General features: G+C 68.1%; 19 protein-coding genes and 1 tRNA gene. 7 read left to right on the plus strand and 13 right to left on the minus strand.

All coding sequences use genetic code 11. From position 1 onward, the window contains the following. The coding region (locus NHG85_RS19845; RefSeq protein ID WP_370363004.1) for an SPOR domain-containing protein at positions 1-177 on the plus strand (177 nt) is incomplete at its 5' end. Positions 178-219: 42 nt separating this feature from the next. Here NHG85_RS19845 and NHG85_RS08935 read toward each other — a convergent pair. From NHG85_RS08935 to NHG85_RS08975, 9 genes are all read right to left on the minus strand, one after another. Then, positions 220-1,230, minus strand: a complete 1,011-nt coding sequence (locus NHG85_RS08935; RefSeq protein ID WP_253331603.1) for a hypothetical protein — start codon at positions 1,228-1,230, stop codon at positions 220-222. Between the two features lie 115 nt (positions 1,231-1,345). Then, on the minus strand, positions 1,346-3,547 hold the full coding sequence (locus tag NHG85_RS08940; protein WP_253331605.1) for a 3-hydroxyacyl-CoA dehydrogenase NAD-binding domain-containing protein: 2,202 nt from the start codon (positions 3,545-3,547) through the stop codon (positions 1,346-1,348). A gap of 52 nt (positions 3,548-3,599) precedes the next feature. Next, entirely contained in the window at positions 3,600-3,977 is a 378-nt protein-coding gene (locus NHG85_RS08945) for a hypothetical protein (protein WP_253331606.1), read from the minus strand. A 130-nt stretch (positions 3,978-4,107) separates the two neighbouring features. Then, a complete protein-coding gene (locus tag NHG85_RS08950; protein ID WP_253331607.1) occupies positions 4,108-5,319 on the minus strand; it encodes an acetyl-CoA C-acetyltransferase in 1,212 nt (403 codons plus the stop codon). Then, the gene (locus tag NHG85_RS08955; protein ID WP_253331609.1) at positions 5,316-5,963 is read right to left on the minus strand and encodes a glutathione S-transferase family protein; all 648 of its coding nucleotides are present in this window, start codon (positions 5,961-5,963) and stop codon (positions 5,316-5,318) included. Before NHG85_RS08955 ends, NHG85_RS08950 begins: the two co-directional genes overlap by 4 nt. A 267-nt stretch (positions 5,964-6,230) precedes the next feature. Beyond that, positions 6,231-6,443 (minus strand): hypothetical protein, encoded by a 213-nt coding sequence (locus NHG85_RS08960; RefSeq protein ID WP_253331611.1) that lies wholly within the window; start codon positions 6,441-6,443, stop codon positions 6,231-6,233. Positions 6,444-6,498: 55 nt separating this feature from the next. Continuing rightward, positions 6,499-8,277: an acyl-CoA dehydrogenase C-terminal domain-containing protein gene (locus tag NHG85_RS08965; protein WP_253331613.1), complete on the minus strand. Its 1,779-nt coding sequence runs from the start codon at positions 8,275-8,277 to the stop codon at positions 6,499-6,501. Between the two features lie 115 nt (positions 8,278-8,392). Then, positions 8,393-8,791, minus strand: a complete 399-nt coding sequence (locus NHG85_RS08970) for a MerR family transcriptional regulator (protein ID WP_253331615.1) — start codon at positions 8,789-8,791, stop codon at positions 8,393-8,395. A gap of 208 nt (positions 8,792-8,999) precedes the next feature. Continuing rightward, on the minus strand, positions 9,000-9,368 hold the full coding sequence (locus NHG85_RS08975) for a MerR family transcriptional regulator (RefSeq protein WP_253331617.1): 369 nt from the start codon (positions 9,366-9,368) through the stop codon (positions 9,000-9,002). A gap of 117 nt (positions 9,369-9,485) precedes the next feature. On the opposite strand from NHG85_RS08975, the gene NHG85_RS08980 reads away from it, so the two are divergent. Genes NHG85_RS08980 through NHG85_RS08990 form a run of 3 tightly spaced genes read left to right on the plus strand, consistent with a single transcriptional unit; the run spans position 9,486 to position 11,741 of the window. Continuing rightward, on the plus strand, positions 9,486-9,929 hold the full coding sequence (locus NHG85_RS08980; protein ID WP_253331618.1) for a PaaI family thioesterase: 444 nt from the start codon (positions 9,486-9,488) through the stop codon (positions 9,927-9,929). Beyond that, a complete protein-coding gene (locus NHG85_RS08985; protein ID WP_099278232.1) occupies positions 9,926-10,432 on the plus strand; it encodes a PaaI family thioesterase in 507 nt (168 codons plus the stop codon). The genes NHG85_RS08980 and NHG85_RS08985 overlap by 4 nt, the downstream gene beginning before the upstream one ends. Then, positions 10,425-11,741: an MATE family efflux transporter gene (locus tag NHG85_RS08990; RefSeq protein ID WP_253331619.1), complete on the plus strand. Its 1,317-nt coding sequence runs from the start codon at positions 10,425-10,427 to the stop codon at positions 11,739-11,741. The genes NHG85_RS08985 and NHG85_RS08990 overlap by 8 nt, the downstream gene beginning before the upstream one ends. On the opposite strand, the gene NHG85_RS08995 is transcribed toward NHG85_RS08990, so the two are convergent. Next, positions 11,738-12,787, minus strand: a complete 1,050-nt coding sequence (locus NHG85_RS08995) for a quinone-dependent dihydroorotate dehydrogenase (protein ID WP_253331620.1) — start codon at positions 12,785-12,787, stop codon at positions 11,738-11,740. The two genes, NHG85_RS08990 and NHG85_RS08995, sit on opposite strands and share 4 nt — an antisense overlap. Then, on the minus strand, positions 12,784-13,122 hold the full coding sequence (locus NHG85_RS09000) for a DUF952 domain-containing protein (RefSeq protein WP_253331687.1): 339 nt from the start codon (positions 13,120-13,122) through the stop codon (positions 12,784-12,786). Before NHG85_RS09000 ends, NHG85_RS08995 begins: the two co-directional genes overlap by 4 nt. Positions 13,123-13,270: 148 nt before the next feature. Between NHG85_RS09000 and NHG85_RS09005 the strand changes: the two genes are divergently transcribed. Continuing rightward, complete coding sequence (locus NHG85_RS09005) at positions 13,271-14,833, plus strand: bifunctional metallophosphatase/5'-nucleotidase (protein WP_253331621.1); 1,563 nt, start codon at positions 13,271-13,273, stop codon at positions 14,831-14,833. 74 nt (positions 14,834-14,907) lie between these two features. Here the strand turns inward: NHG85_RS09005 and NHG85_RS09010 are convergent, their stop codons facing one another. Then, the gene (locus NHG85_RS09010) at positions 14,908-15,192 is read right to left on the minus strand and encodes an SH3 domain-containing protein (protein ID WP_253331622.1); all 285 of its coding nucleotides are present in this window, start codon (positions 15,190-15,192) and stop codon (positions 14,908-14,910) included. A 155-nt stretch (positions 15,193-15,347) separates the two neighbouring features. On the opposite strand from NHG85_RS09010, the gene NHG85_RS09015 reads away from it, so the two are divergent. Both NHG85_RS09015 and NHG85_RS09020 read left to right on the plus strand, forming a co-directional pair. Continuing rightward, positions 15,348-16,010 carry an SOS response-associated peptidase gene (locus tag NHG85_RS09015; RefSeq protein WP_253331624.1) on the plus strand — a complete coding sequence of 221 codons (663 nt, stop codon included), beginning with the start codon at positions 15,348-15,350 and terminating at the stop codon, positions 16,008-16,010. Positions 16,011-16,055: 45 nt separating this feature from the next. Beyond that, a tRNA-Gly gene (locus NHG85_RS09020) sits at positions 16,056-16,129 on the plus strand. Positions 16,130-16,178: 49 nt separating this feature from the next. Here the strand turns inward: NHG85_RS09020 and NHG85_RS09025 are convergent. Further along, positions 16,179-17,387 (minus strand): alpha-hydroxy acid oxidase, encoded by a 1,209-nt coding sequence (locus NHG85_RS09025; RefSeq protein WP_253331626.1) that lies wholly within the window; start codon positions 17,385-17,387, stop codon positions 16,179-16,181. Positions 17,388-17,437 lie beyond the last annotated feature (50 nt).

Below are 17,437 nucleotides of genomic sequence, written 5' to 3' on the forward strand. Positions count from 1 at the left end.
GCCAATGCCGAGCGCGCCGCGGCGCGGCTCAGGGCGATGGGGCTTCAGGTCGCGCGCGGCCAGAGCGGCGGGCTGCAGATCGTGGCGACCGGTCCCTATGCCGATGGCGCACCGCTGGCGCGGGCGCTGTCCACGGTGCGGGCGGCGGGCTACAGCGACGCCTTCGCGCGCAACTGACCTGCGGTCCGGCGTCCCGGCGCCGGATCCCGCCTTTCGGGGTCAGTCGCGGCAGATGCCCTGCAGGCTGACCCAATCGCCATCGGAGATGACCGGCCCCGCCGAACCGGCGGGTTCGGCGGCCACGAGAACCGCCGAAACATCGCCGCGCGGGTCGGTGGCGCGGGCCCAGGGGCCGATCGGTACGCCGGCCGCCGCGAAACCGTCGAGCAGCAGATCATCCTCGGCGCGCGGCGCGGGCGTCGAGATCAGCTGCTCGGCCCGCTCCTGCAGCTTTTCGGTCGGGATGTCGCCCGTGGTCAGAAGCTTGAGCACGGTGGCAAAGCCCGCCTCGCGCAGCAGCGCATCGAGCGGGTCGTGTTCCATGCGGCTTGCCTGCGTGGCCAGCACATGGCCCGCGATGACGGCGGGGTCCTCGGTGCTTTCGACAAGCTCCTGTGGCAGCACGAGGATGCCGCCGGGCAGGTAGAGCGGCCCGGCCAGCCCCTCGGGCAGCACCACGATCTGCCCGCCATCGCGGCCCAAAAGCCGGTCGCGCATGCGGCCCAGCGCCTCGCTGCCCAGAGGGTCGCGGCAGCTGGGACCGGTGGTCTTCTGGATCATACCGAGCAGCGTCGCGCCGATCTCCGAGCGCTTGCCGGGCGGCACCACGCTCAGGGTCTGCTGCATCAGCGCGCCGGGCAGCCAGAACAGCGCAAGCCCGAGGCCGAGCACAAGCCCGCCCGCGATCATCCCCTGCCGCAACCGCCCGGGCCGGGGCTGGCGCGCGGCGACGGCCCGGCTCACCCGCTCCAGCGCGCCGATCATCGTGTCGTCCTCGATCTCCAGCGTCTCGCTCGCCTCGGCGTCGGGGGCATAGAGCGCAGGGCGCACGCCGGGGTTGAGCCGGTGCAGCGCGGGCAGGGACCAATGGGTGACCGGAAGGCCGCTGTCGTCGGAGAGCACCAGCGTCGCCTCGCCAAAGGAGATGGTCACCGCGCGCGGCTCCGCCCCCGGTTCGCAGAACCAGATGCCATCCGTTTCCAGCCGGGCGAATTCCTTGAGTGCGGTCATCGTTCCTTTCGCGGGCCCGACGTCCCGGACTGCCGTTTGGATGAGCATAGCCATGGGTGTGGCCGAGGAACAGGGGGCGCGTGTGGCGGCGCGAGGGCCGCCACAGGCTTGTGGTTCAGGCGGCTTTGGCGGCGCGGCCGTCGCCGAAACGGTCATAGAAGCCCGCGCCCTGCGCGGCCATCTCGCGCAGCAGATCGGGGCAGGCGAAGCGCGGCCCGTGCTGCTCAGACAGCGCGTCGCAGCGCTCGGCGGCAAAGCCCGCGCCGATCATGTCGAGCCAGGAGAAGGGCCCGCCCGACCACGGCGCGAAGCCCCAGCCGAGGATCGCCGCCACGTCGCCCTCGCGGATGTCGGTCAGCACCCCGTCCTCGAAGGCGCGCACCGCTTCGAGCACCTGCGCGAACAGGAGCCGCTGCTGCACCTCGACGAGGTCGGGCTGCTCCCCGGCCACCGCGAAGCGCTCCGTAAGCCCCTCCCACAGCCCGGTGCGCTGGCCCTTCTCGTCATAGGCGTAGAAGCCGGAGTTCGACTTGCGGCCCATCCGGCCCTGGTCGGCCATCCAGAACAGCACCTCGTCCACCGCCTCGTCCGGATAGGCATCGCCCATCGCGGATTTGGTCGCCTTGGCGATCTTCACGCCGAGATCGATCGAGGTCTCGTCGACGAGCTGCAGGGGCCCCAGCGGCATGCCGACGAGCCGCGCCGCATTCTCGATCAGCGCGGGCTCGACGCCCTCGGCCACCATGCGGATGCCCTCGTTGATGTAGGGGATGATGCAGCGGTTGGCGTAGAAGAAGCGCGCGTCGTTGACGACGATTGGCGTCTTGCGGATCTGCCGGGTGAAGTCGAGCGCCTTGGCCACCGCGCGATCGCCGGTCTTCGCGCCCTTGATGATCTCGACCAGCATCATCTTGTCGACGGGCGAGAAGAAGTGGATGCCGATGAACTGATCGGGGCGCGCGCTGGCCTTGGCGAGCTCGGTGATCGGCAGGGTCGAGGTGTTGGTGGCGAAGATGCAGTCCTCGCCGATCACGGCCTCGACACGCTTGGTCATCTCGGCCTTGACGCCGACATCCTCGAACACCGCCTCGACGATCAGGTCGCAGCCCTTCAGCGCCTCGATCTCGGTGGTGGCGGTGATGCGGGCCAGCACCTCCTCCTTCTTCTCGGGGGTGACCTTCTTGCGCTTGATGCCCTTGTCGAGCAGCGCCTCGGCGTGGGACTTGCCCTTGTCGGCGGCGGCCTGCTCGCGGTCGATCAGCACCACCTCGATACCCGCATTGGCCGAGACATAGGCGATGCCTGCACCCATCATGCCCGCGCCGAGGATGCCGACCTTCTTCACGCTCTGGTCCGGGGCCTCGGGGCGGTTCGCGCCCTTTTCCAGCGCTTCCTTGTTGAGAAAGAGCGAGCGGATCATCGCGGTGGAGGAGGGGTCCATCAGCACCTTGGTGAACCAGCGCGCCTCGATCTTGAGCGCGGTGTCGAAGGGCACCAGCGCGCCCTCGTAGACCGCCGAGAGGAGCGCCTTGGCCGCCGGATAGACGCCCTGCGTCTTGCCATGAACCATGGCGGAGGCACCGACGAAGGTCATGAAGCCCGCCGGGTGATAGGGCGCGCCGCCGGGCATCTTGTAGCCCTTGGCATCCCAGGGCTTCACGATATCGGCGTCCTTGGCCCCAAGCACCCAGGCCTTGGCGGCGGCGAGCGGGTCGTCCACCACCTCGTCGATCACGCCGAGCGCCTTGGCCTTCTTCGGGTCGTTCAGCTTGCCTTCGAGCAGCAGCGGCGAGGCGCCCATCGCGCCGAGCTTGCGCGCCAGCCGCGTGGTGCCGCCGGCGCCCGGAAAGATGCCGACCATGATCTCGGGCAGGCCGATCTTGGCCTTCGGGTTGTCGGCGGCGAAAATGCGGTGGCAGGCGAGCGGGATCTCCAGCCCGATGCCCAGCGCCGTGCCGGGCAGGGCCGCGGCGACGGGCTTGCCGCCCTTGTTGGTCTTGGGGTCCAGGCCGGCGCGCTCGATCTTGCGCAGCACGCCATGCATGCGCATCACGCCCTCGAACACGGCCCGGGCGGGCTCGTCGCCGCCCGCCTGCTTCATCCCGGCGATCACGCCGAGATCCATGCCGCCGGCGAAATCCTTCTTGCCGGAGGTGATGACGATGCCCTTGACGGTGTCGTCGGCCAGCGCCTCGTCGAACAGCGCCTCGAGCTCCTCGAAGCCCTGCATCGACATGACGTTCATGGAGCGGTCGGGCACGTCCCAGGTGATGACGGCAACGCCGTCGGCATCGCGCGCGATGGTGAAATCGGTCATGTCGACCTCCTGTTGGCAGGATATGTGGGTTGGGGGCGGCCCGCGGGCCGCGTCAGTCGTCCGTCCGGGGCGGCGCGCCAAACTCGATCATCTCGATCACCGGGCGCGGCGTGTCGAAGCGACAGTAGTAGATGATCGAGAGGTCGACGCGCTCGTGCCCCTCGCATCCGAAGCTGCGCTCGATCCAGACCCGAAACCGGCCCTTTCGCGGCAGCTCCAGCGTATGGATGCGCATCACGTCCTCGCGCAGGCGCCGGGTGCCGAGATCGGCCTGCCAGCCCAGCAGCCAGTCGCGGTAATTCTCGCGCGTGGCGAGGACCCGTATCCCGTCCATCCCCTGCACGGGCAGGGGATATTCGCAGTCGTCGAGCATCTCCTCGATCCGCCCCTCGCGGAACAGCCTGCCGTGGCGTTCGATGAATTCCGACATGAGGCAGGACATGCTGTCGATCCTCCCGGGCGTTGGGTTTCGCAACGTACAGGACACTAATCCGCGCGGAGGCGATGTCCACGCGGCGGCTCCCGGCGCCTCGGAAGAGAGGGGTGCATTGCGTCATCATTCAGACCCGTTCGATGATCGTCGCCGCACCCATGCCGGAGGCGACGCAGAGCGTGGCGAGACCGGTGGATTGTCCCGTACGCTCCAGCTCGTCGAGCAGGATGCCGAGGATGATCGCGCCGGTGGCGCCGAGCGGATGGCCCATGGCGATGGCGCCGCCATTGGGGTTGAGCACGGCGGGGTCGATGTCGAAGGCCTGCATGAAGCGCAGCGGGATCGCCGAGAAGGCCTCGTTGACCTCGAACAGGTCAATGTCCGAGATCGCCATGCCGCTGTCGGCGAGGATCTTCTCGGTCACCGGCACCGGGCCGGTGAGCATGATGGTCGGATCGGTGCCGATCTTGGCTGTGGCGCGGATGCGTGCGCGCGGCTTGAGCCCATGCGCCTTTCCGAATTCCGCATCGCCGATCAGAATGCCGGCGGCGCCGTCGACGATTCCGCTCGAGTTGCCCGCGTGGTGCACGTGGCGGATCCGCTCCAGATGCGGGTATTTCATCAGCGCGACCTTGTCGAAGCCGGGCATGACCTCGCCCATCGCCTTGAAGGACGGCTCGAGCGATCCCAGCGCCTGCATGTCGGTCTGGGGCCGCATGTATTCGTCGCGGTCGAGAATGGTCAGCCCGTTGATGTCACGCACCGGCACCACGGAGCGGTCGAAATGCCCCGCATCCCAGGCCGCCTTGGCGCGGCGCTGGCTCTCGACGGCGAAGGCGTCGACATCGTCGCGCGAAAAGCCGTACTGGGTCGCGATGATGTCGGCCGAGATGCCTTGCGGCACGAAATAGCTCTTCATCGCGAGCGAGGGGTCGACCGCGATCGCCGCGCCGTCCGAACCCATGGGCACGCGGCTCATCGCCTCCACGCCGCCTGCGATATAAGCGCGGCCCGCGCCCGCGCGCACCTGGTTGGCGGCGAGGTTCACCGCCTCCATGCCGCTGGCGCAAAAGCGGTTGATCGACAGGCCCGGGATGCGCTCGTCGAGCGAGGAGGCCAGAACGGCGGAGCGGGCGAGGCAGCCGCCCTGTTCGCCCACTTGCGTGGCATTGCCCCAGATCACGTCCTCGAGCACGTGTCCCTCGATGCCGTTGCGCTCCGCCAGCGCGTCGAGCACGCCTGCCGAAAGCTTCAGGCTCGAAACCTCGTGCAGCGCGCCGTCCTTGCGGCCCTTGCCGCGCGGCGTGCGGATCGCGTCGTAGATGAAGGCGTCGGTCATGTCGTTGCTCCTTCCCGGTCCTTGGGCGAGCCGGGCATCAGGTCGTAGGGATGTTTCCAGCCGGGCAGGGCCGCGATGCGGTCGAGCCAGCGGTCGATATTGGGGTGCTCGGCGCGGTCGAAGCCGAAGGGTTCGGGGTAGTAGAGATAGCCGCAACAGGAGAAATCGGCGTTGGTCGGCCCGTCGCCCACCAGCCAGTCGCGCGAAGCGAGCGCACGGTCGAGCGTGGCATAGGTCGGCGCGAGGCGGCCCTTGAGCCAGGCGATCACCTGCTCGGGCCGCTTTTCAGGCGGCAGGAAGTTCATCAGGAAGCGCAAGCCCCCCGCCTGTCCCGAAAGCTTGTGGTTGTCCCACAGCACCCAGCGCAGCACCTCACGGCGCTCATCGGGGGTGGTGCCGCCGAACTTGCCGGTGCGTTCGCTGATCCAGTCCTGGATCGCGCCGGACTGGCTGAGCCGGAGGCCATCGTCGGTTTCGAGCACCGGCACCTCGCCCATCTCGTTGAGGGCGCGAAATTCGTCCGAACGGGCCGCGCCCGCGAAGAAATCGACCTTCACCGGCTCCCAGTCGAGCCCGGCGAGGGTCATCGGCAGGGCCGCCTTGTAGGCGTTGCCGCTTTCGCCGAAGCAATGCAGTCGGATCATCTCGTCTCCTTGGATCGTGGCGCCCCGCCAGAGCCGGGCCTTTGCGTATTTGAAGAAAGATGAAAGGGAAGAGGCGTCCTTAACCCATCGTCAACATCCTGCCGGCAGGCTCGCAGTCGCGGTACAGGCTGGCGAGCCGATGGCCGTGGAAGATGAACCCCGCGGCGCCCGCCTCTTCGATCGGATGCCATGCGCGGCGGGGGGAACGCCGGCCCGTTCATCTTTCTAAAAATACGCAAGTCCTCCATCTGCCCTCCCGCGCAGGCCTCACCGCTTGCGCGCCTCCAGCTCCGAATTGAACAGCCTCAGCCTGTGGCCGAAGGTCTCCTCGTCGAGCACGCTGTCGAAGTTCTCGAACAGGAAGGAGAGCGCCTCGCCCTCATCGAGTCCGGCCTCGCGCGCGAAGCGCTTCAGGCGACGATAGCCGTCCTCGCTCATCGCGACGGGAAATCTGCGGGTCAGTCTCAGGCGCTTTGGCATCTCGTCCTCCGGGTCCGTCCGGGGCGAGCCTCGCCCCGGACGAACCGCGCGTCCATCAGAAAGCGTCGGCGTCCAGCGCCATCACCGGGGCGGCGCCGCTCTCGATCCGAGCGAGATGCATCTTCGTCGCCGGAAGCTGGCGCGCCATGTAGTAGCGCCCGGTGGCGATCTTGGTCTCGTAGAAGGCGCGGTCTCCGGTGCCAGCATCGAGCCCGGCCTGAGCCGCGCGGGCCATCTTGGCCCAGGTCCAGCCCAGGCAGACATGTCCCATCAGATGCATGAAGTCGGTGCTGCCCGAGAGCGCGGCCTCGGGGTTCTTCATGCCGCTTTGCATGAAGAACATCGCCGCCTGCTGCATGTCCTTCGACGCCGCTTTCAGCGGATCGACGAAATCGCGCGCGAATTCGGCATCCTTGGCGTTCTCCTTGCAGAAGACCTTGATCTCCTCGATCAGCGTCATCATCGGCTTGCCGCCCTGCGCCGCGAGCTTGCGGCCGACGAGGTCGAGCGCCTGCACGCCGTTGGCGCCCTCGTAGATCATCGCGATCCGGGCATCGCGCACGAATTGCGACATGCCCCATTCCTCGATGTAGCCATGCCCGCCGAAGACCTGCTGCGCCTGCACGCACATCTCGAAGCCCTTGTCGGTCAGGAAGCCCTTGATGATCGGGGTGAGCAGGGAGATCATCGCCTCGGCCTGCGCGTCGCCGGTCCTGTGGCTGCGGTCGATCAGCATCGCGCCCCAGTAGGTGAAGGCGCGCGCCGCCTCGTTGAAGCTTTTCTGGTCCATCAGGCTGCGGCGGATGTCGGGATGCACGATCAGCGGATCGGCGGGGCCGCTGGGGTTCTTCGCACCGGTCACGGCGCGGCCCTGCAGCCGGTCCTTGGCATAGGCGAGCGCGTTCTGATAGGCGGCCTCGGACTGAGCCCAGCCCTGCAGGCCGACGCCCAGCCGCGCCTCGTTCATCATGGTGAACATCGCGCGCATGCCCTTGTGCGCCTCGCCCAGCAGGTAGCCCTCGGCCTCGTCGTAATTCATGACGCAGGTGGCGTTGCCGTGGATGCCCATCTTCTCTTCGAGCGCGCCGCAGGCAACGCCGTTGCGTGCGCCGAGCGTGCCGTCCTCGTTCACGAGGACCTTCGGCACCACGAAGAGCGACACACCCTTGATGCCCTCGGGGCCGCCGGGGATCTTGGCCAGCACGAGGTGGACGATGTTCTCGGCCATGTCGTGCTCGCCGGCCGAGATGAAGATCTTCTGGCCCGAGATCCTATAAGTCCCGTCCTCCTGCGGCACCGCCTTGGTGCGCATCAGGCCGAGATCCGTGCCGCAATGCGGCTCGGTCAGGTTCATCGTGCCGGTCCATTCGCAAGAGCCGAGCTTCGGCAGCCAGCGGGCCTTCTGGTCGACGGTGCCGTGGATGTTGATCGCGGTATAGGCGCCGTGGGTCAGGCCCTGATACATGTTGAGCGCCATGTTGGCCGAGACCATCGGCTCGTTGGCGGCGGTGTGCATGAGGTAGGGCAGGCCCTGTCCGCCGAACTCCTCGGCGACGTCGATGGCGGTCCAGCCGCCGTCGCGGATCTGATCGAACGCCGCCTTGAAGCCCTTGGGCGTGCGGACCACGCCGTTCTCGAGGTGGCAGCCTTCGCGGTCACCAGACAGGTTCAGCGGTGCCAGCACGGCGGAGGAGAGCTTGCCCGCCTCTTCGAGGATCGCGGCGGTGAAATCGGCATCGAGATCGGCGTAACCCGGCGTCTCCTGTTCGGAGACGCGCAGCAGCTCATGAAGCACGAACTGGATGTCGCGGATCGGTGCGGTGTAGCTTGGCATTCCCTGTCTCTCCTCCGGCGGGCCATGCGGGGCCCGGTCTGGTCCGATGCGCGCGGCCCGGGCTCCTCCCCCCGGACCGCGCAGTTTCATCTCGACCAGATGAGGGAGAGGGCGGTCAGGCCGCCGCTGCCCGTGCGCGCAGCTGGTTCAGCCGCTCTGCGCCCCAGTTCATCTGCGTCTCGAGCTCCCGGATCGCCTCGTCGAGGGCGGCGCGCTGCTCCTGCATCTCCTTGAGATGCCGTTCGGCCACCTCGAAGGTGCGCGCAAGCTGCACCTCCTGCTGGTCGTCGGTCTCGTAGAGGTCGAGCAGCTGGCGGATCTCCTCGAGCGAAAAGCCGAAGCGCTTGCCGCGCAGGATCAGCTTGAGCCGGGCCCGGTCACGCCGGGTGAAGAGCCGCTTGGTGCCTTCTCGAATGGGAAACAGAAGCTCCTTTGCCTCGTAGAAGCGTAATGTGCGCGGCGTCACGTCGAAGCTGTCGCACATCTGGCGGATGGTCATGGTCTGGTCGGTCATTTTTTTCTTAAACCCTTGGTGTCCGGTCAGACGATTCACCTGCGGGTTCTGAATGGACCTTACAAGCAAAGGTGACGCGAACGTAAACATGACGCGACGTCAGCAGCGGCATGACGAAAGGTCAAGAAAAATCCGCCTCTTGCCGAGAAATTTTGTTCTCTTGGTCAAAAATGGCCGTGCCCGCTTGGGTTGTCGTCTCGGGCAGGGATCACTTTGAGGATGCAATGGATTCGTCGCGCAGCTTGCGCAGATCCGCGATGGTCTCCTCGAGGTCCTTGCGCTGCGCCTCGAGCACCTCGATCTGCCGTTGCGCCATCTCCACCCAGGCATCCATCTGCGCCTGCGTGCCCTCGGTCTCGTAGAGGATCAGGAACTGGCGAATCTCCTCCAGGCTGAAGCCGAACCGGCGCCCGCGCAGGATCAGCGTCATCCGCGCCACCTCGCGTTTGCCATAGAACCGCGCGCGCCCCTGTTTTTCGGGGGCCAGCAGCTCGATGTATTCGTAATAGCGCAAGGTGCGAGGGGTCACCTCGAAACGCTCGCACATTTCTTTGAAAGTCATGGGGGTATCGGACATGTCTCGGGCTCCTTCGGGCAGACATTAGGAGCGGGGCCCCGTGACGACAACACGGCTTCCGCCCCCTTGGTTCAAGTTTGCGCTTGCGGGGATCACGAGGATCGCGAAGTTGTCCTCATGACAGAGAATTCCTCCTCCGAACTGGCCCGCGCGCAGCAGTTCATCGACGCGCTGCCGCATGCGCAGGCGCTGGCGATGCAGCTGACCGCGCTGGGCGACGGGCACGCGGCGATCCGCATGCCCTGGGCCGCGCAGCTGGTCGGCGATCCCGAGACAGGGGTGATCCATGGCGGCGCCGTCTCGGCGTTGATGGACACCTGCGCGGGGGCGGCGGTGATGTCGCACCCCTCGGCCCCTGCCAGCACCGCGACGCTCGACCTGCGGATCGACTACATGCGCCCCGCCACGCCCGGACAGACCATCACCGCCAAGGCCGAATGCTGGCACGTCACCCGCTCGGTCGCCTTCGTGCGCGCCGTGGCCTGCGACGAGGACGAGGCGCGCCCCGTGGCGACCGCCACCGGCGCCTTCACGGTCGAAACCCCGAAGGACAAGCCATGAGCCGTCAACGCCCCGAACCGGTGCAGGTCATCAAGACGCGGCGCGACGCGGCATTGGAGCGGCTGGTGGGCGGCGTGCCCTACATCGCCTTTCTGGGCATCCGCTTCGAGCGGCACGGAGACGAGCTGACCGCGGTGCTGCCCTATGCCGACCGGCTGATCGGCAACCCGATGCTGCCGGCGCTGCACGGCGGGGCCACGGCGGCGTTTCTGGAAACCACCGCCATCGTCGAGCTGGCCTGGAGCCGGATGTGGGGCCTCATAGAGGCGGGCACGCCCGAGGCGCAGGCCGAGGCCGAGGCCCGGCCCAACTGGCCGCGCACCATCGACATCACCGTCGATTACCTGCGCTCGGGCCTGCCGCGCGACGCCTATGCCCGCGCCCGGATCAACCGATCGGGCCGGCGCTATGCGAGCGTTCATGTCGAGGCCTGGCAGGACAACCGCTCGCGGCTCTTCGCGCAGGCAACGGGGCATTTTCTGATGCCGGGGCGCGATGGCTGAGACCGCCGCGCCGCTGACCCATCGGCGCGTGCTGAAGATCGCGCTGCCGATCGTTCTGTCGAACGCCACCGTGCCGATCCTCGGCGCGGTCGATACCGGCGTCGTGGGGCACCTCGGGGCCGCGGCCCCGATCGGTGCGGTGGGCATCGGCGCGGTGATCATCTCGGGCATCTACTGGATCTTCGGCTTCTTGCGCATGGGCACCACCGGCCTCGCTGCGCAGGCGCTGGGGCGCGGGGACGGGGCCGAGGTCTCGGCGCTGCTCAGTCGCGCGCTGATGATCGCCTTTGCCGCGGGTGCCGCGCTGATCGCGTTGCAATGGCCGATCTTCGCCGCCGCCTTCACCGTGGCCCCGGCCAGCGCGGAGGTCGAGACGCTGGCCCGCGACTATCTTGCCATCCGGATCTGGTCGGCCCCCGCCGCCATCGCGATCTACGGGCTGACGGGCTGGCTCATCGCGCAGGAGCGCACCGGCGCGGTGCTGGTCCTGCAGCTGTGGATGAACGGCGCGAACATCGCGCTCGATCTGTGGTTCGTCCTCGGCCTCGGCTGGGGCGTGCCCGGCGTCGCCGTCGCCACCTTCCTCGCCGAGTGGTCGGGCCTGGCGCTCGGGCTCTGGCTGTGCCGCGACGCCTTCGCCACCCCCGGCTGGCGCGACCGGGCGCGGATCTTCGATCCTGCGCGGCTTAGGCACATGGCGGCGGTGAACACCGACATCCTGATCCGCTCGGTGCTCTTGCAATCCATCGTCATCAGCTTCCTGTTCTGGGGCGCGGGCTTCGGCGACGTGCCGCTCGCGGCCAATCAGGTGCTGCTGCAGTTCCTCAACATCACCGCCTTCGCGCTCGACGGCTTCGCCTTTGCCGCCGAGGCGCTGGTGGGGCAGGCAATGGGCGCGCGCGCCGCGCCCCGGCTCAGGCGCGCGGCGATCCTGCCCTCGATCCATGGCGGCGTGGTGAGCCTCGCGCTGGCGCTGGGCTTTTGGGTCTTCGGGCCCATGGTGATCGACCTGATGACCACCGCGCCGGAGGTCCGCGCGGCGGCGCGCGATTACCTGCCGTGGATGGTGGCGACGCCGATCTTCGGGCTGATCCCGTGGATGCTCGACGGGATCTTTATCGGCGCGACCCGCAGCCGCGACATGCGCAACATGATGCTGCTCGCGGCGGTAATCTACTTCGCCGCGGCGATCCCGCTCACGGCCGCCTTCGGCAATCACGGGCTCTGGGCCGCGATGCTGGTGAGCTACGTGGCGCGGGGCGCGACGCTCGGCGCGCGCTACCCGGCGCTGGAGCGCGCGACGGCCTAGAGCCAGTCGACCCGGCCCGTGCCCACCGCCTGCGCCACATTGGCGAAACCGTCGCGCTCCAGAAGCCGGTCCAAACCGCGCGCGATCTCGCCCGCGAGGCTGACGCCGCCATAGACCAGCGCGGTGTAGAGTTGCACGGCGGAGGCGCCTGCGCGGATCTTGGCATAGGCCTGCTCGGCCGAGCCCACCCCGCCCACGCCGATCAGCGGCAGCGCGGTGAGCGACGACAGCCGCGCCAGCACCCGCGTCGATCGCTCGAACAGCGGCTGGCCCGACAACCCGCCCATGTTGTCCTTCTGCCTGTCGGTGAGCCCTTCGCGCGACAGCGTGGTGTTGGTCGCCACGATGGCCGAGACGCCCGTCTCCTCGGCCACGCGTGCCACGTCCTCGATCTCGGCCTCCGACAGGTCTGGCGCGATCTTGAGAAACACGGGCAGGGGACGGGCCAGCCCGGCATTGGCCTCCATCACGCCCGCGAGCAGCGCGGCAAGTGCGGCGCGCCCCTGCAGATCGCGCAGGCGTTCGGTGTTGGGCGAAGAGACGTTGACGGTGGCGAAGTCGAGATGCGGGCCGCAGCGGGTCAGCACGGTGGCGAAATCCGCCGCGCGGTCGGCGCTGTCCTTGTTGGCCCCGAGGTTGAGGCCGAGGATGCCGGTGGGGCGATGCGCCAGCCGCGCGGCGATCGGCTCCATCCCGTCGTTGTTGAAGCCGAAGCGGTTGATCGCGGCGCGGTCGGCCTTGAGCCGCCACAGCCGCGGGCGCGGGTTGCCCTCCTGCGGGCGCGGCGTCGCGGCGCCGACCTCGACGAAGCCGAAGCCGGTCTTCGCCAGCGCGTCGAGCGCCACGGCGTTCTTGTCGAACCCCGCCGCCAGCCCGACCGGGTTGGGCAGATCGAGCCCGGCGACGCGGCTGGCGAGCCGCGCGCTCGTCACCGGCCCACCCTTGGGGCCGAGCCCCGCCTTCAGCGCCCTGAGCGCCAGCCCGTGCCCGGTCTCGGGGTCGATCCGGTGCAGCGCGGCAAGGCCCAGCTTTTCGAGCGCGCTCATGTCATGTCCTTCGGAAACTCGTGCCGCCCGCCCGCAAGCGGCAGCTTTGTCGTCCACAGCACCTCTTCGCGCTTCAGCGGCCTGTGAAGATGCGGGAAAAGCTGCCCGCCGCGCGCGGGCTCCCATTTGAGATCACCGCCCAGCGCTTCGGTGTCGATCGCGGCGAGGAGCAGCCCGTCCTCGCCCGCGAAATGCTTGGCGGCCGTCTCGCGCGCCTGCTCGGCGGTCGAGAAATGGATGAAGCCATCGGCCAGGTCGACGGGGGCGCCGCGGGTCTCGCCCGCCAGCTCCAGCTCGGCCCATTCGGGCGCGCGGAATATCTTATAGATCAGCATGACCGCGTCATGGCCGCGCCCCGCCGCGACGTCAAGCATCGCTGTCATCGAGCCGTCATGCCGCTAGGGCAGGACAAGAGCGGCTTTGACAGGTGCGCCGCGCTTGGCGCAGGCTCTGAGCCATAACGAAACCGACAGGGACGCCACAATGAAACTCGGACTCTTCGGCACCACCGCCGCGCTCGCCCTCTTGGCCGGCGCCGCGCAGGCGGAGTACAGCCTGACCCTTCTGCACACCAACGACTTCCACGATCGCTACGAGCCGATCTCGAAATACGACTCGACCTGCTCGACCGAGGACAACGAGGCCGGCGACTGCTTCGGCGGCGTCGCGCGTCTCGTCACCGCGGTGAACGAGGCCCGCGCGCGGGCGGGCGACAACCTGCTGCTCGTCGATGGCGGTGACCAGTTCCAGGGCACGCTGTTCTACACCTACTACAAGGGCGAGATGACGGCCGAGTTCATGAACCAGCTCGGCTATGACGCGATGACCGTGGGCAACCACGAGTTCGACGACGGCCCCGAAGTGCTGCGCGCCTTCATCGACAATGTCGATTTCCCGGTGCTGATGTCGAACGCCGATGTCTCGGGCGAGGAAAAGCTCGCCGATGCGATCCAGAAGAGCACCGTGATCGAGCGCGGCGGCGAGAAGATCGGCCTCATCGGCCTGACCCCGCAGGACACCGACGAGCTGGCGAGCCCCGGCCCCAACGTGATCTTCACCGACCCCTCCGAAGCCGTGCAGGCCGAGGTCGACCGGCTCACCGAAGAGGGCGTGAACAAGATCGTCGTGCTCAGCCACTCGGGCTTCGAGACCGACAAGCGCGTGGCCGAGGCGACCACCGGCGTCGACGTGATCGTGGGCGGGCATTCCAACACGCTTCTGTCGAACGAGCAGGAGGACGCGGTCGACGTCTATCCGGTGATGGTCGGCGACACCGCCATCGTGCAGGCCTATGCCTATGGCAAGTTCCTGGGCGAGCTGAACGTGACCTTCGACGACGAGGGCGTGATCACGCAAGCCTCGGGCGAGCCGGTGCTGATCGACGGGCAGGTGGTCGAGGATCAGACGGCCGTGGACCGGGTGGCGGAGCTCGCCAAGCCGCTCGACGAGATCCGCAACCGCGTCGTCGCCAGCTCGACCGCGCCGATCGAGGGCAACCGCGATGTCTGCCGCGCGCAGGAATGCGAGATGGGCAACCTCGTGGCCGACGCCATGCTCGAGCGCGTCGCCGATCAGGGCATTCAGGTCGCCATCGCCAATTCGGGCGGCCTGCGCGCCAGCATCGACGAGGGCGAGGTGACGATGGGCGAGGTGCTCACCGTGCTGCCGTTCCAGAACACGCTCTCGACCTTCCAGATCTCGGGTGCCACGCTTCTGGAGGCGCTGGAGAACGGCGTGAGCCAGATCGAGGAGGGCGGCGGCCGCTTTCCGCAGGTGGCGGGCATGACCTTCGCGGTCGATGCGGCGGCCGAGCCGGGCAGCCGGATCTCCGACGTGATGGTGGGTGGTGAGCCGCTCGACCCCGAGGCCACCTATGGCGCCGTGTCGAACAACTACGTCCGCAACGGCGGCGACGGCTACAAGATGTTCGTCGATGCCGAGAACGCCTATGATTTCGGCCCTGACCTCGCCGATGTCACCGCCGAATACATGGCCGCGCAGGGCGATTACGAGCCCTATACCGATGGCCGCATCACGATGAAGTAAGGCCCCCTCGGGGCTGGTGAGGGCGCGCGCCGAGGGAACCGGCGCGCGCCCTTTTTCGTGGCGACGCGGCAGGCTCAGATATCGGAGAGGTAATCCGCCGAGACGTAGCCGCCGAGGCCCGGCGCATCGGCGAGTGCCACGCGGCACCACAGCTGGCCGACTTCGGTCACGCAGTCGCGCCGCGTCAGCCGCGTGCCGTCGGGCAGGCCGAGGATCACCTTGTATCCCAGACCGGGCCCCGCCCGCAGTTTCAGCAGTTCGTCCGGGCCGGCCCCGTCGACGATGGTCCGGCTGCCGGAGGCGGCGCAACCGGCGACGAGCACGAGCGCTGCGAGCGCTGCAATGGAGGGGCGATGCATGGGCGGGCCTCGATCTTGTCCTGTTTCGCATGGGTTCTGTCAGGCCCGCCGCGCCAAGTGAAGCGCGAAGCCGTCCGGCAGGCTGGCAATCGCCCATCGTGTCGTGGATGCTATGGCTTAAGCTGGAGCGACAGGAGCCACCACAGGAGTCCCCCATGTGCGGACGCATGGCCATCACGCTGCCCCATGACGCCATGGTGCAGATCTTCGAGGCGCAGCCCTCGAACGACCTGCCCGAGGTGCCCAACTACAACGTCTGCCCGACCGTGCAGGTGCACACGGTCACCTCCCACGAGGGGACCCGCCGCCTGCGCCCGATGCGCTGGGGCTTCATCCCGCATTGGTACAAGGCGCCCAATGGCGGGCCGCTGCTGATCAATGCCCGCGCCGAGACGGTGGCCGAGAAGCCCGCCTTCAAGCAGGCGGTGCGCGAGCGGCGCTGCCTGATCCCGGCCTCGGGCTTCTACGAATGGACCGTCGACGATGAGGGCAACAAGCTGCCGTGGTTCATCCACCTCGAGGACGGCGCGCCGCTGGCCTTCGCGGGGCTGTGGCAGGATTGGGAGCGGGACGGCGAGGGCTTCACCACCTGCGCCGTCGTCACCACCGCCGCCGCGGGCGCGATGTGCGACATTCACAGCCGGATGCCGGTGATCCTCGAAGCCGGCGACTGGCCGCTCTGGCTTGGCGAGGCGGGGCACGGGGCGGCGGTGCTGATGCGCGCGAACCCCGATCCGCTGGCCTTTCACCGGGTCGATCCCAAGGTGAACTCCAACCGGGCGCAGGGCCCCGAACTGATCGAGCCGATTGACGCCTGAGCCGTCTTGAAGCCCCCCGCGCGAGCCGCTATCAAGGCCCCCGAAGCGGGCGTGATGTAGTGGTAGCCTGTCAGCCTTCCAAGCTGAACGTGCGGGTTCGATTCCCGCCGCCCGCTCCAATCCTCATCTAGTCGAGCGGGCAGGGGCGGACACGCCGCCCCCATGGTGTCAGGCGGGCACCGATGTCGCCCGGTCCGAGGCGCGCGCGCCGCTCTCTTGCCATTCGCCCTCGAAGTCGCGCGGCACCAGAAGGTTGTGCGGGCCCAGATCGGCCACGTCGCGCTCCCCGCACAGCGCCATGGTGAGGTCGAGCTCCTTGCGGATCACCTCCAGCGCCGTGGTCACGCCCTTTTCGCCCATGGCGCCGAGGCCATAGAGCCAGGCCCGGCCGATCATCGTGCCGTCCGCGCCCAAGGCCAGCGCCTTGAGCACGTCCTGGCCCGAGCGGATGCCGCTGTCGAGCCAGATCTCCGTCTCGCCCTTCACCTCGCGCACGATCGAGGGAAGGATGCGGATCGAGCTGAGCGCCCCGTCGAGCTGCCGGCCGCCGTGGTTCGACACGACGATGGCATCGGCGCCGCATTCGACCGCCTTTCGTGCGTCATCGGCGTCGAGAATCCCCTTGAGGATCAGCTTGCCGTCCCATTTGGCGGCGATCTTGCGCACCTTCTCCCAGTCGAGCTTGAGGTCGAACTGCTCGGCCGTCCATTTCATCAGCGATCCGGTATCCTCGACATCCGAGGCATGGCCGACGATGTTGCCGAAGAAGCGCCGCTTCGTGCGCAGCATCTCCAGCCCCCATGTCCACTTGGTCGAGAGGTCCAGCATCGTGGTGGGGGTGAGCTTGGGCGGGGCCGACAGCCCGTTCTTGAGGTCCTTGTGCCGCTGGCCCAAGAGCTGCAGGTCGAGCGTCAGCACCAGCGCCGAGCAGCCCGCGCGCTTGGCCCGCTCGATGATCCGGTCGACGAAATCCTCGTCGCGCATCACGTAGAGCTGGAACCAGAAGGGGGCGGAGGTGTGCTCGGCCACGTCCTCGATCGAGCAGATCGACATGGTCGAAAGGGTGAAGGGCACGCCGAACTTCTCGGCCGCGCGCGCGGCCTTGATCTCGCCATCGGCGTTCTGCATGCCGGTCATGCCGACGGGGGCGAGCGCCACGGGCATCGCGACCTTTTCGCCGAGCATATGGCCTACGGTCGAGCGGTCGGACATGTCCACCGCCACCTTCTGGCGCAGGCGGATCCGCTCGAAATCGGTGGTGTTCTCGCGGAAGGTCTGCTCGGTCCAGCTGCCGGATTCGGCATAGTCGAAGAACATCTTCGGCGCGCGCCGCTTGTGCAGCCGTTTGAGATCCTCGATGCAGGTGACGATTGACATGGCATTCCCCCCGATTGGTAAGGATGATTTACCAGCCACTGTCCTGCGCT

It is taken from the genome of Limimaricola litoreus (assembly GCF_024159025.1).
GTDB lineage: Bacteria > Pseudomonadota > Alphaproteobacteria > Rhodobacterales > Rhodobacteraceae > Limimaricola > Limimaricola litoreus.

Excerpts from the sequence above, each read along its gene's own strand:
- NHG85_RS08935 (WP_253331603.1), bottom strand. The coding sequence starts at position 1,230 with ATGACCGCACTCAAGGAATTCGCCCGGCTGGAAACGGATGGCATCTGG.
- NHG85_RS08940 (WP_253331605.1), bottom strand. The coding sequence starts at position 3,547 with ATGACCGATTTCACCATCGCGCGCGATGCCGACGGCGTTGCCGTCATC.
- NHG85_RS08945 (WP_253331606.1), bottom strand. The coding sequence starts at position 3,977 with ATGTCGGAATTCATCGAACGCCACGGCAGGCTGTTCCGCGAGGGGCGG.
- NHG85_RS08950 (WP_253331607.1), bottom strand. The coding sequence starts at position 5,319 with ATGACCGACGCCTTCATCTACGACGCGATCCGCACGCCGCGCGGCAAG.
- NHG85_RS08955 (WP_253331609.1), bottom strand. The coding sequence starts at position 5,963 with ATGATCCGACTGCATTGCTTCGGCGAAAGCGGCAACGCCTACAAGGCG.
- NHG85_RS08960 (WP_253331611.1), bottom strand. The coding sequence starts at position 6,443 with ATGCCAAAGCGCCTGAGACTGACCCGCAGATTTCCCGTCGCGATGAGC.
- NHG85_RS08965 (WP_253331613.1), bottom strand. The coding sequence starts at position 8,277 with ATGCCAAGCTACACCGCACCGATCCGCGACATCCAGTTCGTGCTTCAT.
- NHG85_RS08970 (WP_253331615.1), bottom strand. The coding sequence starts at position 8,791 with ATGACCGACCAGACCATGACCATCCGCCAGATGTGCGACAGCTTCGAC.
- NHG85_RS08975 (WP_253331617.1), bottom strand. The coding sequence starts at position 9,368 with ATGTCCGATACCCCCATGACTTTCAAAGAAATGTGCGAGCGTTTCGAG.
- NHG85_RS08980 (WP_253331618.1), top strand. The coding sequence starts at position 9,486 with ATGACAGAGAATTCCTCCTCCGAACTGGCCCGCGCGCAGCAGTTCATC.
- NHG85_RS08985 (WP_099278232.1), top strand. The coding sequence starts at position 9,926 with ATGAGCCGTCAACGCCCCGAACCGGTGCAGGTCATCAAGACGCGGCGC.
- NHG85_RS08990 (WP_253331619.1), top strand. The coding sequence starts at position 10,425 with ATGGCTGAGACCGCCGCGCCGCTGACCCATCGGCGCGTGCTGAAGATC.
- NHG85_RS08995 (WP_253331620.1), bottom strand. The coding sequence starts at position 12,787 with ATGAGCGCGCTCGAAAAGCTGGGCCTTGCCGCGCTGCACCGGATCGAC.
- NHG85_RS09000 (WP_253331687.1), bottom strand. The coding sequence starts at position 13,122 with ATGCTGATCTATAAGATATTCCGCGCGCCCGAATGGGCCGAGCTGGAG.
- NHG85_RS09005 (WP_253331621.1), top strand. The coding sequence starts at position 13,271 with ATGAAACTCGGACTCTTCGGCACCACCGCCGCGCTCGCCCTCTTGGCC.
- NHG85_RS09010 (WP_253331622.1), bottom strand. The coding sequence starts at position 15,192 with ATGCATCGCCCCTCCATTGCAGCGCTCGCAGCGCTCGTGCTCGTCGCC.
- NHG85_RS09015 (WP_253331624.1), top strand. The coding sequence starts at position 15,348 with ATGTGCGGACGCATGGCCATCACGCTGCCCCATGACGCCATGGTGCAG.
- NHG85_RS09025 (WP_253331626.1), bottom strand. The coding sequence starts at position 17,387 with ATGTCAATCGTCACCTGCATCGAGGATCTCAAACGGCTGCACAAGCGG.